21 protein-coding genes, 1 other RNA gene and 1 pseudogene are annotated in these 20,403 nt (G+C 43.6%); 15 read left to right on the plus strand and 8 right to left on the minus strand.

Annotated elements, in window-relative coordinates; genetic code table 11:
* The first annotated feature begins 17 nt into the window (after positions 1-17).
* On the plus strand, positions 18-857 hold the full coding sequence (locus FLM48_RS01675; protein ID WP_179023028.1) for a Dam family site-specific DNA-(adenine-N6)-methyltransferase: 840 nt from the start codon (positions 18-20) through the stop codon (positions 855-857).
* 405 nt (positions 858-1,262) lie between these two features.
* Here FLM48_RS01675 and FLM48_RS01680 read toward each other — a convergent pair whose 3' ends face one another.
* Positions 1,263-1,454: a DUF2970 domain-containing protein gene (locus tag FLM48_RS01680; protein WP_084632623.1), complete on the minus strand. Its 192-nt coding sequence runs from the start codon at positions 1,452-1,454 to the stop codon at positions 1,263-1,265.
* Positions 1,455-1,459: 5 nt separating this feature from the next.
* Positions 1,460-1,807, minus strand: a complete 348-nt coding sequence (locus FLM48_RS01685; protein ID WP_028775269.1) for a hypothetical protein — start codon at positions 1,805-1,807, stop codon at positions 1,460-1,462.
* Between the two features lie 215 nt (positions 1,808-2,022).
* Between FLM48_RS01685 and rpe the strand changes: the two genes are divergently transcribed.
* The 3 genes from rpe to trpS are packed head-to-tail and all read left to right on the plus strand — an operon-like array spanning position 2,023 to position 4,400.
* Positions 2,023-2,697, plus strand: coding sequence for a ribulose-phosphate 3-epimerase (gene rpe, locus FLM48_RS01690; RefSeq protein WP_179023030.1), 675 nt, complete (start codon positions 2,023-2,025; stop codon positions 2,695-2,697).
* A 3-nt stretch (positions 2,698-2,700) separates the two neighbouring features.
* Positions 2,701-3,393, plus strand: coding sequence for a phosphoglycolate phosphatase (locus FLM48_RS01695; RefSeq protein ID WP_179023032.1), 693 nt, complete (start codon positions 2,701-2,703; stop codon positions 3,391-3,393).
* Between the two features lie 8 nt (positions 3,394-3,401).
* Positions 3,402-4,400, plus strand: coding sequence for a tryptophan--tRNA ligase (gene trpS / locus FLM48_RS01700; RefSeq protein ID WP_028775272.1), 999 nt, complete (start codon positions 3,402-3,404; stop codon positions 4,398-4,400).
* A 62-nt stretch (positions 4,401-4,462) separates the two neighbouring features.
* Here the strand turns inward: trpS and FLM48_RS01705 are convergent, their stop codons facing one another.
* On the minus strand, positions 4,463-5,350 hold the full coding sequence (locus FLM48_RS01705; protein WP_179023033.1) for a LysR substrate-binding domain-containing protein: 888 nt from the start codon (positions 5,348-5,350) through the stop codon (positions 4,463-4,465).
* Between the two features lie 124 nt (positions 5,351-5,474).
* Here FLM48_RS01705 and FLM48_RS01710 point away from each other — a divergent pair, with 124 nt between their 5' ends.
* Positions 5,475-6,365, plus strand: a complete 891-nt coding sequence (locus FLM48_RS01710) for a DMT family transporter (RefSeq protein WP_179023035.1) — start codon at positions 5,475-5,477, stop codon at positions 6,363-6,365.
* 30 nt (positions 6,366-6,395) lie between these two features.
* On the opposite strand, the gene dolP is transcribed toward FLM48_RS01710, so the two are convergent.
* From dolP to FLM48_RS01730, 4 genes are all read right to left on the minus strand, one after another.
* Positions 6,396-6,965, minus strand: coding sequence for a division/outer membrane stress-associated lipid-binding lipoprotein (dolP, locus tag FLM48_RS01715; protein WP_179023037.1), 570 nt, complete (start codon positions 6,963-6,965; stop codon positions 6,396-6,398).
* On the minus strand, positions 6,962-7,555 hold the full coding sequence (locus tag FLM48_RS01720; RefSeq protein ID WP_028775275.1) for a phosphoheptose isomerase: 594 nt from the start codon (positions 7,553-7,555) through the stop codon (positions 6,962-6,964). Before FLM48_RS01720 ends, dolP begins: the two co-directional genes overlap by 4 nt.
* A 66-nt stretch (positions 7,556-7,621) precedes the next feature.
* On the minus strand, positions 7,622-7,951 hold the full coding sequence (locus FLM48_RS01725; protein ID WP_179023039.1) for a YraN family protein: 330 nt from the start codon (positions 7,949-7,951) through the stop codon (positions 7,622-7,624).
* Positions 7,952-9,802 carry a penicillin-binding protein activator gene (locus FLM48_RS01730; protein ID WP_179023041.1) on the minus strand — a complete coding sequence of 617 codons (1,851 nt, stop codon included), beginning with the start codon at positions 9,800-9,802 and terminating at the stop codon, positions 7,952-7,954. It abuts the gene before it with no gap.
* Positions 9,803-9,890: 88 nt separating this feature from the next.
* Here FLM48_RS01730 and rsmI point away from each other — a divergent pair, with 88 nt between their 5' ends.
* The 9 genes and pseudogenes from rsmI to FLM48_RS01770 all read left to right on the plus strand — a co-directional run bounded on the left by rsmI (position 9,891) and on the right by FLM48_RS01770 (position 17,956).
* A complete protein-coding gene (gene rsmI, locus FLM48_RS01735; RefSeq protein WP_179026239.1) occupies positions 9,891-10,733 on the plus strand; it encodes a 16S rRNA (cytidine(1402)-2'-O)-methyltransferase in 843 nt (280 codons plus the stop codon).
* Positions 10,734-10,798: 65 nt separating this feature from the next.
* An RNA gene (gene rnpB / locus FLM48_RS01740) (RNase P RNA component class A) lies at positions 10,799-11,146 on the plus strand.
* Positions 11,147-11,240: 94 nt separating this feature from the next.
* A pseudogene (locus FLM48_RS22870) lies at positions 11,241-11,372 on the plus strand (DUF6538 domain-containing protein); the annotation flags it as partial.
* A 42-nt stretch (positions 11,373-11,414) separates the two neighbouring features.
* Positions 11,415-12,746: a tyrosine-type recombinase/integrase gene (locus FLM48_RS01745; protein ID WP_179023043.1), complete on the plus strand. Its 1,332-nt coding sequence runs from the start codon at positions 11,415-11,417 to the stop codon at positions 12,744-12,746.
* Between the two features lie 35 nt (positions 12,747-12,781).
* Complete coding sequence (locus tag FLM48_RS01750; RefSeq protein ID WP_179023045.1) at positions 12,782-13,687, plus strand: hypothetical protein; 906 nt, start codon at positions 12,782-12,784, stop codon at positions 13,685-13,687.
* Between the two features lie 251 nt (positions 13,688-13,938).
* Positions 13,939-15,003 carry a nucleoid-associated protein gene (locus tag FLM48_RS01755; protein ID WP_179023046.1) on the plus strand — a complete coding sequence of 355 codons (1,065 nt, stop codon included), beginning with the start codon at positions 13,939-13,941 and terminating at the stop codon, positions 15,001-15,003.
* Complete coding sequence (locus tag FLM48_RS01760; protein ID WP_179023048.1) at positions 14,996-16,294, plus strand: hypothetical protein; 1,299 nt, start codon at positions 14,996-14,998, stop codon at positions 16,292-16,294. Before FLM48_RS01755 ends, FLM48_RS01760 begins: the two co-directional genes overlap by 8 nt.
* A 230-nt stretch (positions 16,295-16,524) precedes the next feature.
* The gene (locus tag FLM48_RS01765; RefSeq protein WP_179023050.1) at positions 16,525-17,088 is read left to right on the plus strand and encodes a recombinase family protein; all 564 of its coding nucleotides are present in this window, start codon (positions 16,525-16,527) and stop codon (positions 17,086-17,088) included.
* 325 nt (positions 17,089-17,413) lie between these two features.
* Complete coding sequence (locus FLM48_RS01770; protein WP_179023052.1) at positions 17,414-17,956, plus strand: hypothetical protein; 543 nt, start codon at positions 17,414-17,416, stop codon at positions 17,954-17,956.
* Positions 17,957-18,267: 311 nt separating this feature from the next.
* On the opposite strand, the gene FLM48_RS01775 is transcribed toward FLM48_RS01770, so the two are convergent.
* Entirely contained in the window at positions 18,268-18,969 is a 702-nt protein-coding gene (locus FLM48_RS01775; RefSeq protein ID WP_179023054.1) for a DUF1826 domain-containing protein, read from the minus strand.
* 396 nt (positions 18,970-19,365) lie between these two features.
* Here FLM48_RS01775 and FLM48_RS01780 point away from each other — a divergent pair, with 396 nt between their 5' ends.
* The gene (locus FLM48_RS01780) at positions 19,366-20,394 is read left to right on the plus strand and encodes an efflux RND transporter periplasmic adaptor subunit (protein WP_179023056.1); all 1,029 of its coding nucleotides are present in this window, start codon (positions 19,366-19,368) and stop codon (positions 20,392-20,394) included.
* Positions 20,395-20,403 lie beyond the last annotated feature (9 nt).

The following is a 20,403-nucleotide window of genomic DNA, read 5'->3' on the forward strand; positions in this document are numbered from 1 at the left end:
GCGTTCAATCGGTTTAGATGGTTAAAAAACAAAGGGCCTTCCTCAAGTGGGCCGGTGGAAAATACAAATTGGTTGACGCTCTCAGTGGTTACTTACCTGAGGGAGATAGACTTGTTGAACCATTTGTTGGTGCAGGTTCGGTATTTCTTAATACCCACTATGAGCGCTATCTACTGTGCGACATTAACCAAGACCTCATTAATTTGTACAAAATTATTCAGTCGCAGCCGGATAAGTACATTCGCGAAGCCAAAGCCATGTTTGTTGCGAACATGAATGCCAAAGACGCCTACTATCAAGTGCGCACCGAGTTTAATCAAACACAAGATCCGTTTGTGCGTTCGGTTTACTTTTTGTATATGAATCGCCACGGCTTTAATGGTTTGTGTCGCTACAATAAAAAAGGTGGATTTAATGTGCCATTTGGTTCATATAAAAAGCCTTACTTCCCCGAAGCTGAAATCCTTGCTTTTGCAGAAAAAGCACAGCGGGCTGAATTCAAATGTATTGGCTACGAACAAGCATTTGACTTAACTCAAGCCGGTGATGTGGTGTATTGCGATCCGCCGTACGCCCCGCTGTCTACAACAGCCAGCTTTACTACTTACGTTGGTGCAGGTTTTAGCCTAGACGATCAAGCTTTACTGGCAAGAAAATCGCGTCATACCGCGATAGATCGAGGCATTCCGGTGTTAATTAGTAATCATGATATACCCTTGACCCGTGAGCTATACCATGGTGCCCGTTTTGGAACGATTCAAGTGCAACGCAATATCAGCCAGAAGGGCAGTGCGCGTAAGAAAGTCGATGAGCTAATGGCACTGTACGATGATCGCTATCATAGTGAAAACGACTGACAGTCTGATGTGAATTGGTAGTGAATAACAGCAGATAGCTGCGGTTCTTGCGAGGTTACAAACATTGGCCATTCACGACTTAACCGTCATTCACGCAGCTTGATATAATACCAATCAGTATAAACATTTAGTCACTCAGCGAGAATTTAGCGGTTCTGAGGTAAGGTCCTTAAATGCTCCTGCATTAATGACATTCACCACATCCATGTGGCTTGCAACGAGTGAAGAGCATAGTTATTCTACGGTTAAGCTCGTTAACACAGCATCAGAATCGCCAAAACTCGCCATTCTGGCGCGTTTTAGGCTGCCTACTTCTGCGTTGAATAATTTCACAAGGGAACAACCATTGTTTCAATCATTCGCCTTGAATTAGTTTGCCCAAAGCGCGCTGAGTAGATCAAATTCTTATACTGATTGGTATAACACCCATTTTACCATCAATATTAATCCGATAACTAAGGCTGCAGCCAGCACAATCCCCATAATGATAAATGGTATGGGAGATTGCGATTGAAAGTCTCGGCTGCGGTTGCTCTCAGTTTGTACCCCGAAAAAGGCGGCAAGCGTGCTAGTAAAAAGCTGCAGGAGCTGTGACACTGAAACTAGCGTCGGGTTTGATTGCTGTTAGCTGGTACATCATCCATTGGGCTATCTTGGTGCCCATGAAGCAGTTCCAGCAAATCAACAAAGTGGAATTGTCCAGAGCGACTCTTACCCGTAAACCAATTCTTCCAACTGACGTTATGAGATTGATCAGCACAGCGGTTGTTAGGGTGGCTGGCTGGGAGAGCAGAGTTATAGGTGCTGCTGGCATCACACACGCACGCAGAAGCAGACTCATCGTTATTGAGCTGTTGAACGCCCACGGCCGTCCCGGCCACGATCACTGCCATTGTAGCGAGTAACGTTGCTGATTTTATACTAGCTGAAAGTTTAGTCCTTGCTTTCATCACGACATCCTTTTAATCACGCAAACATTTTAGGTCTCGCGATTATAGCAAATCCGTTTATATTTTGAACACCTTTTTATAACAAAGTGCTTACTTGAGATAAAATATCAATCGAATGTATACAAGAGTCGGCAAAATGGGGCTAGGGCTATAGAGCCTAGGGTCATCTGAAGGTAGAATAGCATACTTCTTCTACAGCCCATTGTGAGTTTAGTATGCGACCTTTTCAAATAGCACCTTCGATTCTTTCAGCCGATTTTGCCCGTCTAGGTGAAGACGTTGACGCGGTATTGAATGCCGGCGCTGATGTGGTTCACTTTGATGTGATGGACAACCATTACGTGCCCAATTTAACGATTGGCCCAATGGTATGTAAAGCGTTAAGAGATTACGGGGTGACAGCAGATATCGATGTGCATTTAATGGTTAAGCCTGTTGATCGTATTGTGCCTGATTTCGCTAAAGCGGGTGCGTCTATCATTACTTTCCATCCAGAAGCGTCAGAGCATATTGACCGTACCTTACAACTTATCAAAGAAGCTGGCTGTAAAGCAGGTTTAGTATTTAACCCAGGTACGCCTTTGCACTATCTTGATCATGTAATGGATAAGCTTGATGTGATCTTATTGATGTCAGTTAACCCAGGTTTTGGTGGACAGTCATTCATTCCGTCAACGTTAGATAAACTTAAGCAAGTGCGAGAGCGTATCGATGCCAGTGGCTTTGATATTCGTCTGCAAGTAGATGGCGGCGTGAAAGTGGACAATATTGCTGAAATCGCTGCAGCTGGAGCTGATATGTTTGTTGCCGGCAGTGCTATTTTCAATCAGCCAGATTATAAGGCTGTGATTGACCAAATGCGTGCTGAACTTGCTAAAGTTGATGGCTAATCAATGACTTTTTCGACAGTCACCGCGATAGCTTTTGATTTAGACGGAACGCTGATTGATAGCGTTCCCGACCTCGCTGCGGCCACCAATGCTTTGTTAGTCGAGTTAGGCTTTGATACTTGCTCAGAAGAGGAAGTCAGAAGTTGGGTCGGCAATGGTGCAAAAAAACTGGTTGAGCGCGCTTTAACGGCTAAAGCGACACAGGCGATCGACGAGCAGTACTTACTGCAAGTGATGCCAAGGTTTATGCAGCATTACCAAGATAACCTGCAACAACATAGTCGGCTATACAGTGGCGTGCGGGAAGTCCTAGCTGAACTTAAACAGGCTGGTTTTCGATTAGCAGTTGTGACCAACAAACCCTATCAATTTACGGTGCCGCTATTAAAAGCTTTTGCCCTAGATGCGCTATTTGATGTGGTGCTAGGTGGGGATTCGCTGCAAAAAATGAAGCCAGATCCCATGCCGCTAAATCACCTGTTAGACCATTGGCAGCTCAGTACCGAGGAGCTTTTGATGGTGGGTGACTCGAAAAATGACATATTTGCGGCAAAATCTGCAGGTATTAGTGTCATAGGCTTGACCTATGGCTACAACTACGGTGAAGATATCTCACTGTCCGGCCCAAATGCCGTCTGTGAACAGTTTAGTGAAATTTTGGCTCATGTCAGCCATCGTCCAAATGAAATGGAGTAACAAAACAAATGAGTAAACCTATCGTTCTTAGCGGTGCCCAACCGTCTGGTGAATTAACCATTGGTAATTACATGGGCGCGTTACGTCAATGGGTTGCTATGCAAGACAGCCATGACTGCCTATATTGTGTTGTTGATCTCCATGCGATTACGGTGAGACAAGATCCTAAGGCGCTAAGAGAAGCCTGCTTAGACACGTTGGCGCTGTATTTAGCCTGTGGTGTTGACCCTAAAAAGAGCACGGTATTTATCCAGTCTCAAGTACCACAGCATACTCAGCTAAGTTGGGCCCTTAATTGCTACACCCAAATGGGTGAGCTAAACCGCATGACTCAGTTTAAAGACAAGTCACAAAAGCATGCCAACAATATCAACGTGGGTTTGTTCGGTTATCCCGTATTAATGGCTGCCGATATCCTGTTGTATCAAGCTAACGAGATCCCTGTTGGACAGGATCAAAAGCAGCATTTGGAGCTGACTCGTGATATTGCGACCCGTTTCAATAACGCTTATGGCGAAACCTTCACTATTCCTGAGCCGTTTATTCCCGAGCTTGGTGCTAAAGTGATGTCGCTGCAAGATCCACTGAAGAAAATGTCTAAGTCGGATGATAACCGTAATAACGTTATTGGTTTGCTTGAAGATCCCAAAGCGGTAATGAAAAAGCTCAAGAAAGCGATGACTGATAGTGACGAGCCGCCAGTAGTGCGTTTTGATGTTGAAAACAAACCAGGGGTGTCTAACCTACTTAGCCTAATGTCAGGTGTGACTGGACAAAGCATAGCTAGCATTGAGGCTGATTTTGAAGGCAAGATGTATGGTCACCTTAAAGTGGCGGCCGGTGAAGCTGTGGTTGGCATGCTAGAGCCTTTACAAGCTCGTTATAATGAGTTCAGAGCCGATCAAACTTATCTAAATCAGGTAATGAAAGACGGCGCAGAAAAAGCCCAAGCGCGCGCTGAAGTGACAGTGAAAAAAGTCTACGAAAAAATTGGTTTGCTAGTGTAGCAGCAGTTTATTCAATAAATTAAGCCGACCTTAGGTCGGCTTTTTTGTGTCCGTGATTTGGGTTATACATTGTCGATAGTTTGCTGAAAAAGCCAATGACTAAAGGTCGCAATAGCAGGCTCTTGCAAGCGCCGTTGTTTACACAGAAAGTTAAATTCAAATCCGGTGTTGACGCTGGGTAAAGGCAGGGCAACGAGCTTGCCATTGTCAATGTCACTTTCCACCATAAAGTCAGAAGCTAACGCCACACCTTGTCCGGCAATGGCCGCTTCTATGGCTAATAGCACGTGGCTAAATAGGTGGTGCTGACAATGGCTCGGTATGACGATGCCATTCGCACTAGACCAGTTGTGCCAATCCAGACCGAGCGGCCCCTCATCAACAATCAGCAACGGATGTTGCCATAGGGCGTCAATATCTTGAATGGGTAATTGTTGTAAGCGCCCAGGGCTGCATACTGGGATTAACCGCTCCTTGTGCAATAAACGCTGAAAATAGTGTTGTTGCTGACTTTGTCCAGTAATGAACATATCGGCGACACTATCTGACAGACTAGGCTCATCGGTGATCATATCGAGGCGCACCTTAATTTCTGGATGCAACTGTCTAAAGCTAGTCAGGCGAGGAATCAACCATTTCACCGCAAATGAGCTAAAGACCGCTAAGCGCACAGCCGCATTCGGTTGTCCTAAAATTTGCTGGTTAACTTCCGCTAGCTCATTAAATATTCTGCTCACTTCTTTATACAGCAGTAAGCCTTTATCAGTGAGTGAAAATGCGCGTCCTTTGCGATGAAATAGGGCGGTATCAAAGTGATTTTCAAGTAATTTTATCTGATGTGAAACAGCACTCTGGGTAATGCATAGCTCTTGTGCTGCTTGAGAAAAGTGCAGCTGTCGAGCGGCAACCTCAAATACTTGTAGTGCCCGTAACGGTGGCATTTTTCTCATTATGAATTCAATTGTGTGATTATGGTCATGGTATGAATTTAATTCATTATCTATTAAAAAACATCATTTTTCTGCAGGTAATGTGGCGGCTATCATGCGGGAAAATAGCAAATTAGGCGCCGCCATGAAAACTCCTGTAGCGATCGCATTGTTAATATTAATTGTCGGTAACTTATTTAGTGCACTGTATGATGTGACGGTTAAATTGTTGCCAGACGAAGCCAATGCCGCCACGTTTCTACTGATTCGCCAAGCAACATCTGTGTTAATGCTGTTGCCCATATGGTGGTATTACGGCCGCCCGAAAACCGCTTACCTTAAGCTGCACATGCTGCGGGGCAGCAGTGGTGCGATTGGTGGCCTGTTCTTAGTGATGGGGTTAATGAGCTTACCGCTTGCCACCGTCAGTACGCTGTTTTTCACCGCGCCTATTTGGATCATCTTACTGGGCTGGTGGCTACTTGATGAAAGGATCAGTGGCTTAAAAATTGTGATTACCTTACTGGGATTTGTGGGGGTGTTAATCATATTGCGCCCCAGTGAAATGAATGTCTTTGGTATTGTGGTGATAGTTGCCGCGCTAATTTTCAGTGCAAATCAATTGGCGCTGCGTAAAGTGTCTACGAATGAGCCGGTGTGCGTCACATTGCTAGCCTTTAACTTGTTTGCGGTGCCTGTACTATTTGTTGTTGCGCTCTATCAAGGAATGCAGGGGATCAGTTGGCCAGTTTTGTGGATAGCGCTGCTGAGTAATGTTGTGCTATTGGTTTATCATTGGCTGTGTGTGCTGGCATACCGCCGAGCACAGGCTAGTGACATTGCCGTTGCTGAGTATTCTGGACTGCTGTTTTGTGTGTTCTTTGGCTGGTTATGGTTTGATGAGTGGCTCGATGCCTTGAGCTGGTTGGGGGTGATGCTAGTGGTATTACCATCCTTGTTACTACCGGCCACTTTGCGCCATATACGTCGAGCTAGTAGCAACAAAGCCGTTGCGCTGTCAGGGGATAACAGCTAAAGCATAAGTAGAGTTAATGCCCAAGCAAGATTAACTGCTTGGGTATTCAAACACCTTGATTACTTTACGCACTCCCGCGGTGTTGCGGGCCACGTCGACGGCTAAATCAGCCTGCTGACGCTCAACAATGCCAAGCAGAAACACTTCGCCATTTTCAGTAATGACTTTAATGCGGGTCACGTCTAAATCGTCTGTGCCCAACATGCGGCTTTTCACCTTGGTGGTGATCCAAGTATCGTTACTGCGCGTGGTAAAAGAGGTGGGGTTGCCAATACGGATCTGGTTATGGATCTTGCCGCCCAATTTAAGCTCTTGTACGACTCGAATGGCTTTATCACGTAGCATTGAGTTAGGTGCCTGACCTATCATCAACACATTACCATTCATGGAAATGCCACTAATATTTGTTTGATTCTGCAAATCTTCGTGTTTAGACAAGGCACTCGAAATGGTGAAATCGGCATTGGTGTCGTCTAATTGGGTGGAGAAACTGCGCTCATCATTAACCATTACTGCTCCGCCAACTGCGCCGACCATTACGGCCCCAGCGCAGCCTTGCAGCATTAATACAATGGCGATTAATGGCAGCAGTTTTCTCATGCTTGCTCGTCCTGTGGGAACAAGGTGCGGTCGATATTGTCACACAGGCAGTGAATAGCCAGCAGGTGAACTTCCTGAATACGTGCAGTGCTGTTTGAAGGCACGCGAATTTCTACATCGTTAACGCTGAGTAGGCCTGCCATTGGACCGCCATCTTTGCCGGTAAGTGCAACAATGGTCATATCACGGCTTAGGGCTGCTTCAATGGCTTTAATAACGTTGCCAGAATGGCCGCTAGTAGAGATAGCAAGCAAGATGTCACCAGGCTGACCAAGTGCAAGGATTTGCTTAGAAAAAATCTCATCGTAGCTATAGTCATTAGCAATAGCAGTAATGGTCGAGGTATCTGTTGTCAGTGCAATAGCTGGCAATGGTGGACGTTCCACTTCAAAACGGTTTAGCAGCTCTGCTGAAAAGTGTTGCGCATCACCGGCACTACCACCGTTACCACAAGCCAAAATCTTATTACCACCTAGTAGGCATTGCACCATCATTTCGGCGGCCTTTTCAATGGATTCTGGTAACGCTTCTGATGCGTCAATCTTAGTCTGGATAGAGTGAGTAAAGCTGTCTTTGATACGTTCTAACATAAGGACAATCCTGTATATAATTCAAATTTTTATATTTAATGGATTAACAACTGGGTTGCTAAGCCATTAAAAAGCATTCTCAAGCCAAGTGATGTTATTGGCTTCAATCGCCACCACGTCAAATCGACATGGAGCCTGAATATTGTGTTGCTGCAAATACGCACTTGCGGCTTTGCGTATACGGCCTATTTGGGCCTGAGTTAGGGCATTTATTGCGCCACCAAATTGATGACTGTTGCGATATTTAACTTCAACAAATACCCAGGTTTTTTGCTGCTTCATTATGAGGTCTATTTCCCCAAAACGAAAACGAACATTGCTGGCAACAAAACACAGTCCTTGTTGTTCTAAGTGCTTGCGCGCTGCTAGTTCAGCGTGTTGCCCTTGGCTATTCAACTACATTGCGCGTAAGCGCCCTCGTTGATAACGTCCCCAGCTTAGCTTGCGATTAACTGTTCCATCTAACGTGACCGACAGTATGCCACTGCGTCCGGCATATTGGTAACCAGGTAGCGCCCGCATTTGTGCCAGCTTATTGACCAGTTCCAGCGCATCATAACCCATAATGTATAAGCGCTTTTGGCTGTTGGTCCATCGTGGCCACAACTCGCTCACTAAGGCAGTCTCGTTGCTGTCCTTAAGTAACCATGGAATATCGCTAATGGCTAAGTTATTTAACTCTTGTACCGATTGCGCACGATTTGACTCAATGCGGCTGCGGCTGGTGGTGTATAACGGCACAGGGTCGGTAAACACACTAAAATTGACATCAATAAACGGTTTCAATAGCGGTAAATCTTGGCTACTGGCAATCATGTATATTGCATCGATATCACGACGCGAACGGAAATCAGCTTCAACTTTATTGCCGATTAACGCTTTAATGCGCGCGATACGCTCTTTGCTGTCAATAACGCCAAGCGATTTCTGTACTGTCACTTTCATCTCATCGCCAGCATCATAATAATGAATCTCTGCCGGTTTATCGGTCAGTGCCAACCAAGCTTCATCAAATGCCTGTGCCATTCGTTTACCTATGCTGTTATTACTAGCAAGCAATAGCGGCGTAGTGATGCCATCGTCATATAACTTTTGCGCGGCATCGGCAGCTTCATGGGCAGGCGACAGCGCAAAGTAAAATTGGTCTTTGTTAGGCTCAAAATTATCGACATGGTTCAAAAAAAGTTGCGGTACTGTCGCTGGCGCGGTTTCTACATCGCCAGTGGTTGGGGTACTGTGCAGTTGCTGCAACTCTTCCACTTCTGATTGTAGTAATGGCCCAATAATAAATTCAGCACCGGCGTCAACGGCTTGTTGATAGGCGGTGGTGGCCCCGAGTGCTGAGTCAAAAAAGTTCAACGTGACAGAATCATCAGCATCGGCAAGGTAGCGGGAAATAATACCTTGTTTAACGGTATCTGCCAGCGCGGCGCGTTTACCGGATAAAGGCAGTAATACCGCAATGTTTTTAGGTGTATAAGGCTCTGCATTCAGCGCATTTTCTAAGTCAGTCGGCAGTTTAATCGCCCCAGGGTGTTGCGGGTTCTGACGCTGCCAATTGCCCAAATGAGTGATCAATTGATTGGGATCAACCGCATAATGTTTGGCAATATAAGCAAGCTGTAACCAACCAGCAAAAATCGGGTTGTCACTATCTTGGCTGAACGCCAATACGGTCTCTTCTTGCATGGGTTGCAAAATTTGCCAAATCTCGTCGCTGACTTCCGTCACTTGCTGTGGCGGTAAGTGCTGGCTTAATAAACTTAACTGACGAACTTGCTCAATCGGCTGGTGAGTCAATTGGTATAAATGGGCTCTGAACTGATAATAAGCTACCCACTGCCAATCAGGCAGTTGCCACTGGCTCGGGTAGTTCAATAAGGCGATAGCCTCATCGTAGGTAGAGGTCATCTCCAGTACGCGTGCAGACAGGTAGAGGTGCTCGGCTTGCAGCGTGGGATCATTACCTAAAGTCGGCTTAATCGAGGTCAGTGTTTTTCTGGCATTGCCGCTGTCGCCTTGATTAATAAAGGCGTGTGCTGCTAATAGCATCAGTTTGTCGCGTCTTTGGGCATCACTTTGCTGTGCTGCGTCGGCTAAATATTGCGAGGCAGGCAAAGGTGCGCTCACCAGAGAAATGTCTTTAACTTCCTGTTTTTCTGGTGCTTTAGTTGTCGCGCAGCCAAATAAGACTAACGAAAATAACGCGACCGAGATAAATTTAGTTGAATTCAGTCTTTTTAACACAGGGCTTCACTCTGGTAAGATGCTGTCCGTAGTTTAACCTTCTCTTACGCTTGACGAAAGTCTTGTGACAATGAATACCGAGGTAGATATGGACCTAGCGGTCGCACTTTATGTAGTGCCAACCCCAATTGGCAACTTAGCAGACATCACACAGCGCGCACTTGACGTGTTGCAGCAGGTGAGCTTGATCGCCTGTGAAGACACGCGTCACAGCGGTAAGCTATTGAGTCACTTCGGTATTGAAACCAAAAAAATTGCGCTGCATGATCATAATGAACGTGACAGAGCCAAAGACATTATCAAGCTGCTTGCCGATGCTCAATCTGTGGCATTGATCTCAGATGCCGGTACGCCGTTGATTTCCGATCCGGGCTACCATTTAGTGTCGCAAGTACGTCAAGCTGGTTACAAAGTGATTCCTCTGCCAGGTGCGTGCGCCGCGATAACCGCATTGAGCGCCTCAGGTTTGCCATCGGATCGCTTCTCTTTTGAAGGCTTTTTACCTGCCAAAGAGAAAGGCCGGCTCGACAAGCTAGCGGCCCTTAGAGAAGATCCACGCACCCTGATTTTTTATGAGTCACCGCATCGCATTGTCCACAGTTTGAAATCGATAGTGACGGCGCTTGGTGACGATCGACAAATTGTGATGGCCAGAGAAGTCACCAAAACATTTGAAACCTTTCTCAGTGGTGATGCGCAGTCTGTATTGGCACAAGTTGAGGCCGATCCCAATCAGCAAAAAGGCGAGATAGTGCTGATGTGTCATGGCCATCGCAGCGAAGAGACCGCTGATATTCCAGCTGTTGCCATTGAAACCTTGAGTTTATTAAGCACTGAATTACCGCTAAAGAAAGCCGCCGCGTTGGCTGCTCAAATTCATGGCCTGAAGAAAAATGCGTTGTACAAACATGGCCTCAGTATTGGTTTATAAAGGCCATAATGACTTGCTGCCGATAAGTGTTGGAGTGTTTGACCTGCTTAGGCTATAATCCGCGCCGAGTTGGCCAGACAGTTGCTGCGTTCATTTATGAACGGGGAGGAAAGTCCGGGCTTCACAGAGCAGGGTACCAGGTAACGCCTGGGCGGTGTAAACCGACGACAAGTGCAGCAGAGAGGAGACCGCCAATCTTCGGATTGGTAAGGGTGAAAGGGTGCGGTAAGAGCGCACCGGGCGGCTAGTAATAGTCCGTTGCAAGGTAAACTCTACCCGAAGCAAGACCAAATAGGGTCCCGTATGGCGCTGCTCGCGTTGGGACCGGGTAGGTTGCTTGAGCCTGCGAGCGATTGCAGGCCTAGATGAATAACTGTCCACGACAGGACCCGGCTTATCGGTAGACTCATTGAATTTGTGGTAATCGTCTGTTTTCAGGCGGTTACCCAATTCTCTTACTTCGACTAATTCAATTGGTACACAACTTGAGACATAAGTTGGTACACAATGCGTTATATCTTTCAAAGAAATCATATCTATTACTTCCGTTTTAGGGTTCCCTCTAGATTTAGACCATACACTTCACACTCTGAAATAAAGTTCTCTCTGTTTACTGACTCTTACAGTGTGGCTATTGCTAGAATTGCACCTAAATTACCAGTTATTAGGCGCATCAAAACGATGAAGTCACCACATATCTCTCTAAAGCAGTTATTTGCAGAACTAACAGATTATTCTTGGGCTGATAGTCTTCGAGAGCATGAAAGAGACCTTCATAACGAAAATAATGCAACGACAATGTTTGAAGTTATGGGTGACGAAATTAGAGGCAGTCTGAAAAGTGGGGGTGGTAAGTACGAGCCCTCTGAATACGGCTTGAAAACTCTTCCACCAGCAGAAATAGAGCCTAGACGTGATTTCGAACAACTAGCCTTAATCCTGTCAGAGGCTATGATTGAGCGTATATGGAATGGTAGGTCAGAGGTCTTTAATGACCTGTATCATAAAGCTGAAGAGCTCTCAGAGGTGGGCATTGAGGCTGTAAAGCCATATTTGCTGAGTGAGGCATGGGCGGATTTTAAGCAATTTAAAGTAGATTGGACGCATAAGATAGCCACGCAAAATAACCGACTTTATGAGGTAATGCATGAATTCTGGGGGGATATAGACGTAACGCTGATTGATAAGCGGATGGTTAAAGGGCTGTTGTCACGTTACCAAGACTTTCCTAAAGGGAATATCAAACCTTATCACGCAATGACAGTTAGAGAGGTGATGGCTTTTGATGAGGAAGATATTGCAGAGTATGAAAAAGTATCTGCAAAGACTGTAAAAGGCTTGTTGAAACTATGCCAGAGCTTCTTTAGTGCATATCTCACAGTAGAGAGGGATATCTTTCAAACGGCTCCTACAGCTAATGTCAGGTACGAGGTGAAGTCAGTTTCTTATGCGAATTTCTCAGATACTCAAATTAGGAAGCTAAAAGAAAAAGCTGTTTCACTGGATGGCTGGCAAAAGTGGGCAATCCTTTTAGCTATTTTTACGGGGGCTAGAAGAGGTGATATAACTGGTTTAACAAGTGAAAGTTTAAGGTTGGATGAAGATACTCAGAGATATTACCTTTGGATTAAATCGGGTAAGACAGATGCTGCAACCAGACCAATTCCTCTACATAAAGACCTAATTAAACTGGGGTTTGTAGAGTTTGCGCAGGAGTGCGACAACTATCTATTCCCCGAAATAGTTAACAACCCTAACAGATTAACCTATCACGCTCAGTCTTTAATGGAAGAGCAAGATATACCAGCTAGTAACGACAAAGGGCAGCGGTACACGTTACATAGCTTCAGGCACTCATTCATCACCAAGGTGCAACAGTGTGGTGTGGGAACATCTTTATTTCAGACTGTAGTTGGTCACCAAAAAACAGAGCTAGGGATATCCAAGCGTTATACCCATGAATTTGATGTTAAGTCATTGCTTGTAGTGGTAGATTCTATTAAGGATTGGTAAGGGTTTATATTGTATTGATTATCTAAGGAGGGATTGTGAAAGGTGATGATGCTTCAAATGGGAAAGAGGAATTGAACAAAAAAGTTGTCACAAATGTTGACTACTTAAATTGGGTATTAAAGATATTTGGATTGATGACTTTAATATCTGCACTGTTTGGAGTTGGCTACCAGAAAGGGCTTATATTGGGGATGGGGTTGGGTAACCTCTCTGGAAATTATGAGGTCAGAGAGGTTTTTAACTCAGCTGTCCTAGGGTATATACACTTACTAAGTAAGCTCGGTATTGAAAATTACTGGGAAGGCTTGGCTAATAGTTTAAATAAAATACTATTTCATAGTCCTTTTTTAATTTTTGTTGCGTTATTTAGTGTGACTATCGTTTTGATGTACTTCAAAATTGCAACTGTTAGAGTGGTAGCCAAAAAAGTCAAAAGAGTTTCCAATGGTTTTATAAAAAGGTTGTGGGTAAAGTTCTCGTTGGCTGTTGTTGGGTTAACGTCTGGCTTTACTGCAATTATGATAACTGGTGTCACTTTAGTCCATTTGGTGCCAATAGTGATAAGTGTGTTTTTTTTCCCTGCATTAATTGGATATTTGGCTGGTAATGATTACATAAAGAAAAGTATGAGTGGTGATGTTTGCTCAGTGGCTACCACTGAAATGCTCAAGGAAAAACACGTAAGGCAGTGCACCCAGATACTTATAAATGGTAAAAAAATTATGGGCGAAATAGTTTTAGAAAATGCTAGTGGGTATTACATTCACCGAAATAGCTCTTTTGTTTATGTCACGAAAGATGGAAATTCCTGCCTATATTCTATATTTGAAGAGTCTGATGTTGCCAAATCTAAAGAAGCCTTTTCGTTTAAAGATGAAGCCTTAATTTCGTTTTGTGGCGCAGGAGCTTTGACGGGAGCCCAGAGTATTCAAGCTAAATAACTTTGAGCCCATAAATATCTAAACTAGCTTGGCAGATATAAGTCAGAGGTGCTTAGTATCGAAAGACCATACCCTCTTAACTTTGTTGCAATTTTGAAATCCCTTGAAGGGTTGGATGCCTTTTTTAGTTATAAAGCTCTACATTTCTTTGATTTACAACATGAAGCAAGTATTCGTTAATTGAAATTAACCATTTAATGTAGTGTAATTGGCTTCGTCTCTACCTTTTCCCAGAATTTACTAGGAGCTCCATGGACGGCACGATTCACAACTTAATCATTTCTTCAATTAAGCGTGACGATAATAACACCGCTATCTCTAAAACAAGGGATGAAGAGAATGATGTTGCAAACCTATCAGAAAATGTAACCACTAAACTGACCACCCTATTCAAAGGTGGAGGCATGAAGGTTGGGGAATTTGTCAAAGAACCTGAAGAGTCCACCTTTTCAAATTTAATGAAAGGTAGCTTCAAGCCTGATGATATGCTTTTCAAGGACTACAGACTGCTTTCTTCTAAATTTGCTGAGCTGTTGGCTAAAAAGCTGAATAAGGCTCAGGCGGTTAATGCACGAGACGGCTTTCTTATTACATACTATTACTCGCAGGACTTCGATGGTGATGCTGTATACTATCTCTGTACGGTGTTTCTACACCGAATTGATGGGACTGACATTGACGATAAAGAGCTAACCTTTGAGGATATTGAGCGAATTAACCTAGATTCTTTAAATCTTGGGGCTAAAGTGTGTATCAACGATTGGGTTGAGGGGGCGTCTAGGCCTATATCTTTTAAGCTGGGTAAGGGGACTGGAGATGTTAGGCGTTATTTTCAGGATTTCCTAGGCTGCAGTGAGCCAAGTGATTACAAGGCTGATACCAATGCATTAAAAGATGCGATAACTGAAATGTGTCGCCAGCAGGGTATCCCCGCTGAGCGAGTAAGTGTTTTGTGTGAATCTGCTCAGGCTTATTGTCATGATAGGGTGAAAAACTATGATGAGGAACGTATAAACCTTGAATCTTTGTCTATGCACTTGTTCCCAGAAGAAGATGAATGTAATCAATTTTTAGCCATAGCGCATAATGACTTTAAATTAAGTGATACAGTTGGAATTGATAAGGTTGCGCTTAGGTCTTTTTCGCGAATACAGGGTGAAAGCAAGGATTACAAGCTCAGCTTCAGCACGAGTGCTCTGAACAAGTCTATCATTTTCGATAGGAAGCATAAAACACTAACGTTCAAGAGCCTTCCTCAGGATATTGTTGATGAGGTTTTGGCTTACTTACCGCCTGTGGATAAGCAACGTGAGTGATATAGCTCCTAGTGATACCCAAGAAATATTTGAAGGTTTGTCACCAGTATGGTCGGATGATGCTTCAACTTTGATAGCGGAAGTTGTCCTTAATGATAGAACCCTGAAGCTCATAAAAAAAGCAGCAGCTCACAACCTTGTGAGTGAATATATTGGAGCAGTTGGTGGGAGAATTAAAAGAAAGGAATCGGTTAATAGTTTTTATTCTGAAAGCTACGGTAAAAAGGTCGAAGTTTCTTTCAATGTAGATAGCGGTCCAGTTAGGTTTTTTAAAGATTTTAATAGCTTAATAGCCACCCACCCAACGGTAGGGCCAAGCAACTTCGTTGTTACTTCGGAAATCGAGGGAGTTATTTACTATCCCTGTAAAACTCCATCGGGTAGATTGAAGCATTATCTGGAAGTGCATAGCTTGTGGTCAGTTTTGCTTGAAAGGTCTGATGACGTCACTGCGAACGGATTGACCTTTCTTTATAAGGGGAAGTTATACCTGAATGGTGAGTACACCGTGTCATGTCTCGAAAATGGATTTGATGGACTGACAAAGTTTATAAGGCTTCTTCAAAAAGATAAGGCACATGAAGTGGAGAAGGGGCATATTTTACAAAACACCCTTCACTCATTCCTATATCATGTCGAGACTGAGAATAAGTTTGCATATTTGCTCAGTAACTTCAGCTCCTTTAGTCTTAAATTTGATGAGGCTTATCAGGCATATTCTGTTGGATTTTCTTTTGACAAGTTGAGAGAAGAGTATGAGGAGCGTTATAGGGATTATATGATTAAGGTGAATGACTTGGTTAGCACTGCGCTAGCTAAGTCTTTGATGATACCTGCTGCAATATTTTTAACTTCAACACGAACACAATCTATTATTACTTCAAAATCCAGTGAAACCTCCAATGAAATTATAGCTGCTAATGCGGGGGTGGCACTGGTCGCTCTAATTGTGTCAGTCGTATTTTTTATGATGATGATATCTGAGTTGCAGTCTATTAAATCCATAAAAACTGAGTATAAAAGCTTGATGGGGCGGTTAGAAAAGAAGAGTGGTGAGGCATTTAAGGCTATTATTGACTTTAGAAAAAACTTGGAAAACAAAATAGCTTATGCGAGGGCGGTTTTATACTCGTTGATATTGTTTTCCATTATTCATGCTGCAATCTCTTTGTGGTGGGTAATATCCAGAACTAAAGGGTGGGCCTTTACGTCTCCAATATCTAAAGCTGCTTCATTTATAATTGAATGTGTACAAATGTTGTTTGATTTTGTGATTACTTTATTTGCTTAGTGGTTATTTACGTCTATTACAACTATACGTTATAGATTCCTAACGTTTCTTGAGAAAATGTCCCGCAGAATAACACTTATACATTAATCCAAAGTGTGACTTCATTGTGGTTGGTGACAATCAATAAACTATACCCATATGACAGGTTGACATAGCTCTATCATTTAAGCTTGACATAACCTATATGATAGATTTATCATTTGGGTATCTTAATGATAGGGTTGGTGGTTATGACAACATACATATACGCAAGAGTTAGTACCGATGGGCAAAAGCTAAAGCCTCAGGTTGATTACTTGTGTGATAAATATGATGTGCCAGTAGATAATCTATTTGCTGAAAACTTTAGTGGTAAATCACTCGATAGACCCGCCTTTGCATCTCTTTGTGAAACAGTTAAAGCATCTGACACTATTATTGTTCAGGATTTATCACGGTTGGGACGTAATACTACCGAGGTTCTAAATTTCATTGATGATATGACTAATAGAAATGTGTCACTGATTGTTGATGACCTAGGGCGTATAGATGTCACCAGTGCAACTGGTAAAATGGTTATCACTACATTAGCAGCCGTAGCCACAATGCAAAGAGAGCAGATTCTTGAGAAGCAGGTTATTGGAATAGCCAAGGCTAGGGAAGAAGGTAAATATAAAGGTAGGCGGCAATCACCTGAAACAGTTAAGAAGTGTCAGCGTGCGCTTGATTTGGTTAACAGCGGGCTGAGTAAGGAGGAGTCTGCTAGAGCTGTCGGTGTAGGGGTTGCTACTCTTTACCGTTTTATTAAGTCATAGGTTATGTTGGGTTTCATGTAGTAAACCAATAGTACTACCCATAGTAAAATTTATTGTTAACATTTCATAAGGCCTTCTATTTAGAAGGTTTTCTTGTTTCTGTCTGTTGTTATCAGGTTTTAAAGTAGAGGAGGAGGTACAGCTAAGTGTTAAGTGGTGATTAAGAAGGTACTCATATTTTTATCTCATATTATTCAATTCTATATATTAGCATTTTGCTTGCTAAACATGGCTACATCCGTTGGTATTACTCGGTTTTAGTCGATTTTGCGTGTCCCAAAAAATATACCTGAGGAGGTGTTTCATTAATTAAAGGAGGAAATAAATGTCTTTATTAACAGATAGAGAACGAAAATTACTGTATTTGATTGTCCATAGTAGGACTAAGCAATCACGAAAGGTGTTCGATAAGCGTGATTATTGCTTTCAGAAGAGTATACGGTGTACAGCTAAAATAATCGGTAAAAGCAAGTCAGCAGTTGATAGGCTATTTCAGAAACTCAAATCTTTGGATTTAGTTAGAAAGGTGATAGATAGTTCTGGGCAGCAGATGTTAATGCTCAAGCCTAACTTCATTAGAACGAATAGGTCGAAGTATGAAGAGTGGTATCTATTAGCCATGTACTATCAAGGCTCTGATGAAAAAGCTCAAAACTATGCGTTGCAGTGTCGCACTGATGGCGTTCTTTATGATTGCAAAGTTTTCGGTGAGGTCGTATGTCTTTTAACGGGTGAAATCACTTATGGTGAGGTTATACGACAGCTTACATGGCATGAAGGTAAATCGTGGTATCAGTCGACTGAATCATACACTTCAACAGATAGAGCGAAGCGTAGAAATTATTGTGGAGTGAAGTTAGTGGCTTAGTTCGCTTGAGGCTGAGACACAAAGTGGTACACTAAAAACTCATACATTAATTGTGTATCAATGAATTCAAAAAGTTAGAGTTTGCCAGTTAGCTTATCGGCCAACTCACCTCTTTTCAATAAAAGGCCTCACAGCAATGTGGGGCCTTTTGTTTTTACCAACAGCGATAGCAGGCCTAGATGAGTAACTGTCCACTCCACACTCGATCAAGGCATGGCGGCTTATCGGCCAACTCACCTCTTTTTAATAAAGGGCCTCACAGCAATGTGGGGCCTTTTGTTTTTATGTACCGCTATTTGCAAGGCAGGTTTTTAGTCACTGAAATCGAGTGTTAGTAGCAGCCTTTTCTCTCCGGTTTTTAGGCTTGGAGAGCGGTGTACTAGGCCGCCACCTTCGTTGTGAAACCAACCATCCCCCTTTAGTAAGGCTACATCACCGACAGAAAGTTGATTGATGTGGCTGCTTGCTCGATACAGCCCTGATTGCTCGTCTGATATACCTAGGCTGCCTGCTCCTAATTTGGAGCGGTCAATAATATTATTGTTGAGCCACTGTGTTGCGCTGCCGGTAAAAGTTGTTACCAGTCGACAAGGGACTTTATCGACATGAAATTTAGGGCACATGGCGGTTTCTAGTGCAGTTAACCTTAGGCCGACTCGTTTTAGGTCAAATAAAGTGCAAAACATATCAACCAGCAAACTGATCTTGAGGCAAATTTCATGGTTGTTTGCAAACAAGCCTAAATGCTCTGCTAATTGTTTGTAGGTATCCGCAGGGGCAACGGTCATAACAACTTTAAGGTGTGGAAATTGAGTAACCAGTTGCTGTGCACTGAGAATCATATCATCGCTCAGCTGTTGTTGCCATACAGCAATGTTCACATCTTCTTGATAGATGTCGGTTAACACGTCAGTGCTTGTAGAGATAACTGCAGTTCTGCGCAGTTGCGGTACAAAGCGGCTAATCTGCGTGAGTTGGCGTTGATCAACCTGTTCATTTTCATGCTTTGTCATAACTTTTTCACCCTCCAATGGTGGCTAAACAGTCAGTACTGTTATTAACTAAACCAACTGAGGTCTAACATTGTCAGTTCAGTGTGCTATCAGTGAAATTGTGAAGATTTAACTACCAAGCTCTTACACTCATCACATCTGACTCAGTGGTGATAGATAACTTATCTATGGATATTGTTACTGCTAACTTTACATTTGTTACGTTATATCATATCTAAAGTAAGGTGTGAGTCACTATTCGTTCTTTAATCTGTGCTGTTATCTCCGGGCTTAGCGCCACGATACCTAATCTAGCCGTTTTCACGTTCCGTTCACGTTTGTCGACTTATATTTAACATATGTTTAACTAAATACTGAGCCTAGCGGTACGTTTATTTTAGGTTTTAGAAGGGCCCTATGAAATCAGTCATCCTTTATTTGATAGCAGTATGTTTGCTATCTACCTCAGTTATCGCCGAAGAGCGCAAAAGAGCGCCGTCGAATGTCATTACCGAGGCATTATCCTTTCAGTCCATTCAATTCACCATTGAAACTGTTGGTACAGCACAGGCGCATAAGTCAGTCAGCTTATACTCTGCGGCCTCGGATAAAGTCACCAATATCACTTTTGAACCCGGTGATTTTGTCGAGAAAGGCACCTTGCTAATGGAGTTAGATGCCCGCCGGCAGTTGGCCGCACTACAACGAGCGAAAATCGCGTTGGCTGATACCCAAAGGGATGTACAGCGCTTGGTTAAAAGCCAAGCGAGCGGTGCGGCTACCGAGTCTGAAGTGGACAAAGCCAAGCTGCTACATGGGTTAGCGCAGGTTGCAGTGGCAGAAGCGGAAGCGGATATGGAAGATCGCAGTTTAGTCGCACCTTTTAGTGGCTACTTAGGCTTAGTCGATATTGAGGTTGGTGACAGGATCAACCAGTCTACGCTCATTACCACAATTGATGACCGTCAGCAGTTATACATTAATTTCACTGTGCCGGAATCTTCGTATCGCTTAGTGGCGACTAACACCGAAGTGACCGTTGAGCCATGGCATGATCGAGGTGAAATTTATCAGGCCTCTCTTGCCCAACTCGATAGCCGGATTGATGCGAACAATCGCACTTTAAAGGTACGGGCATTGCTCGACAACCAAGAAGATTTATTTCGTCCTGGCCTGAGTTTTAAGGTCACTTTGAACACTCAAGGTGCTCTCTATCCTGTGGTGCCAGAATCCGCCTTGGCTTGGGGGGCGACAGGCTCATACATTTGGCTAGAGAAAGATGGCAAAGCGGTTAAAAAATCGGTAGCGATAAAGCAACGTCTTAGAGGCTCCATATTGGTAGAAGGGGACTTACAAGATGGTGACACCTTGATTGTTGAGGGTATACAGCGGTTGCGTGAAGGTGCTGAAGTGGCATCGAAAAGTATGCTAGTAAGCGGTCAGTAAGTTAAGGAC

The organism is Shewanella sp. Scap07 (genome assembly GCF_013394145.1).
Taxonomy (GTDB): domain Bacteria; phylum Pseudomonadota; class Gammaproteobacteria; order Enterobacterales; family Shewanellaceae; genus Shewanella; species Shewanella waksmanii.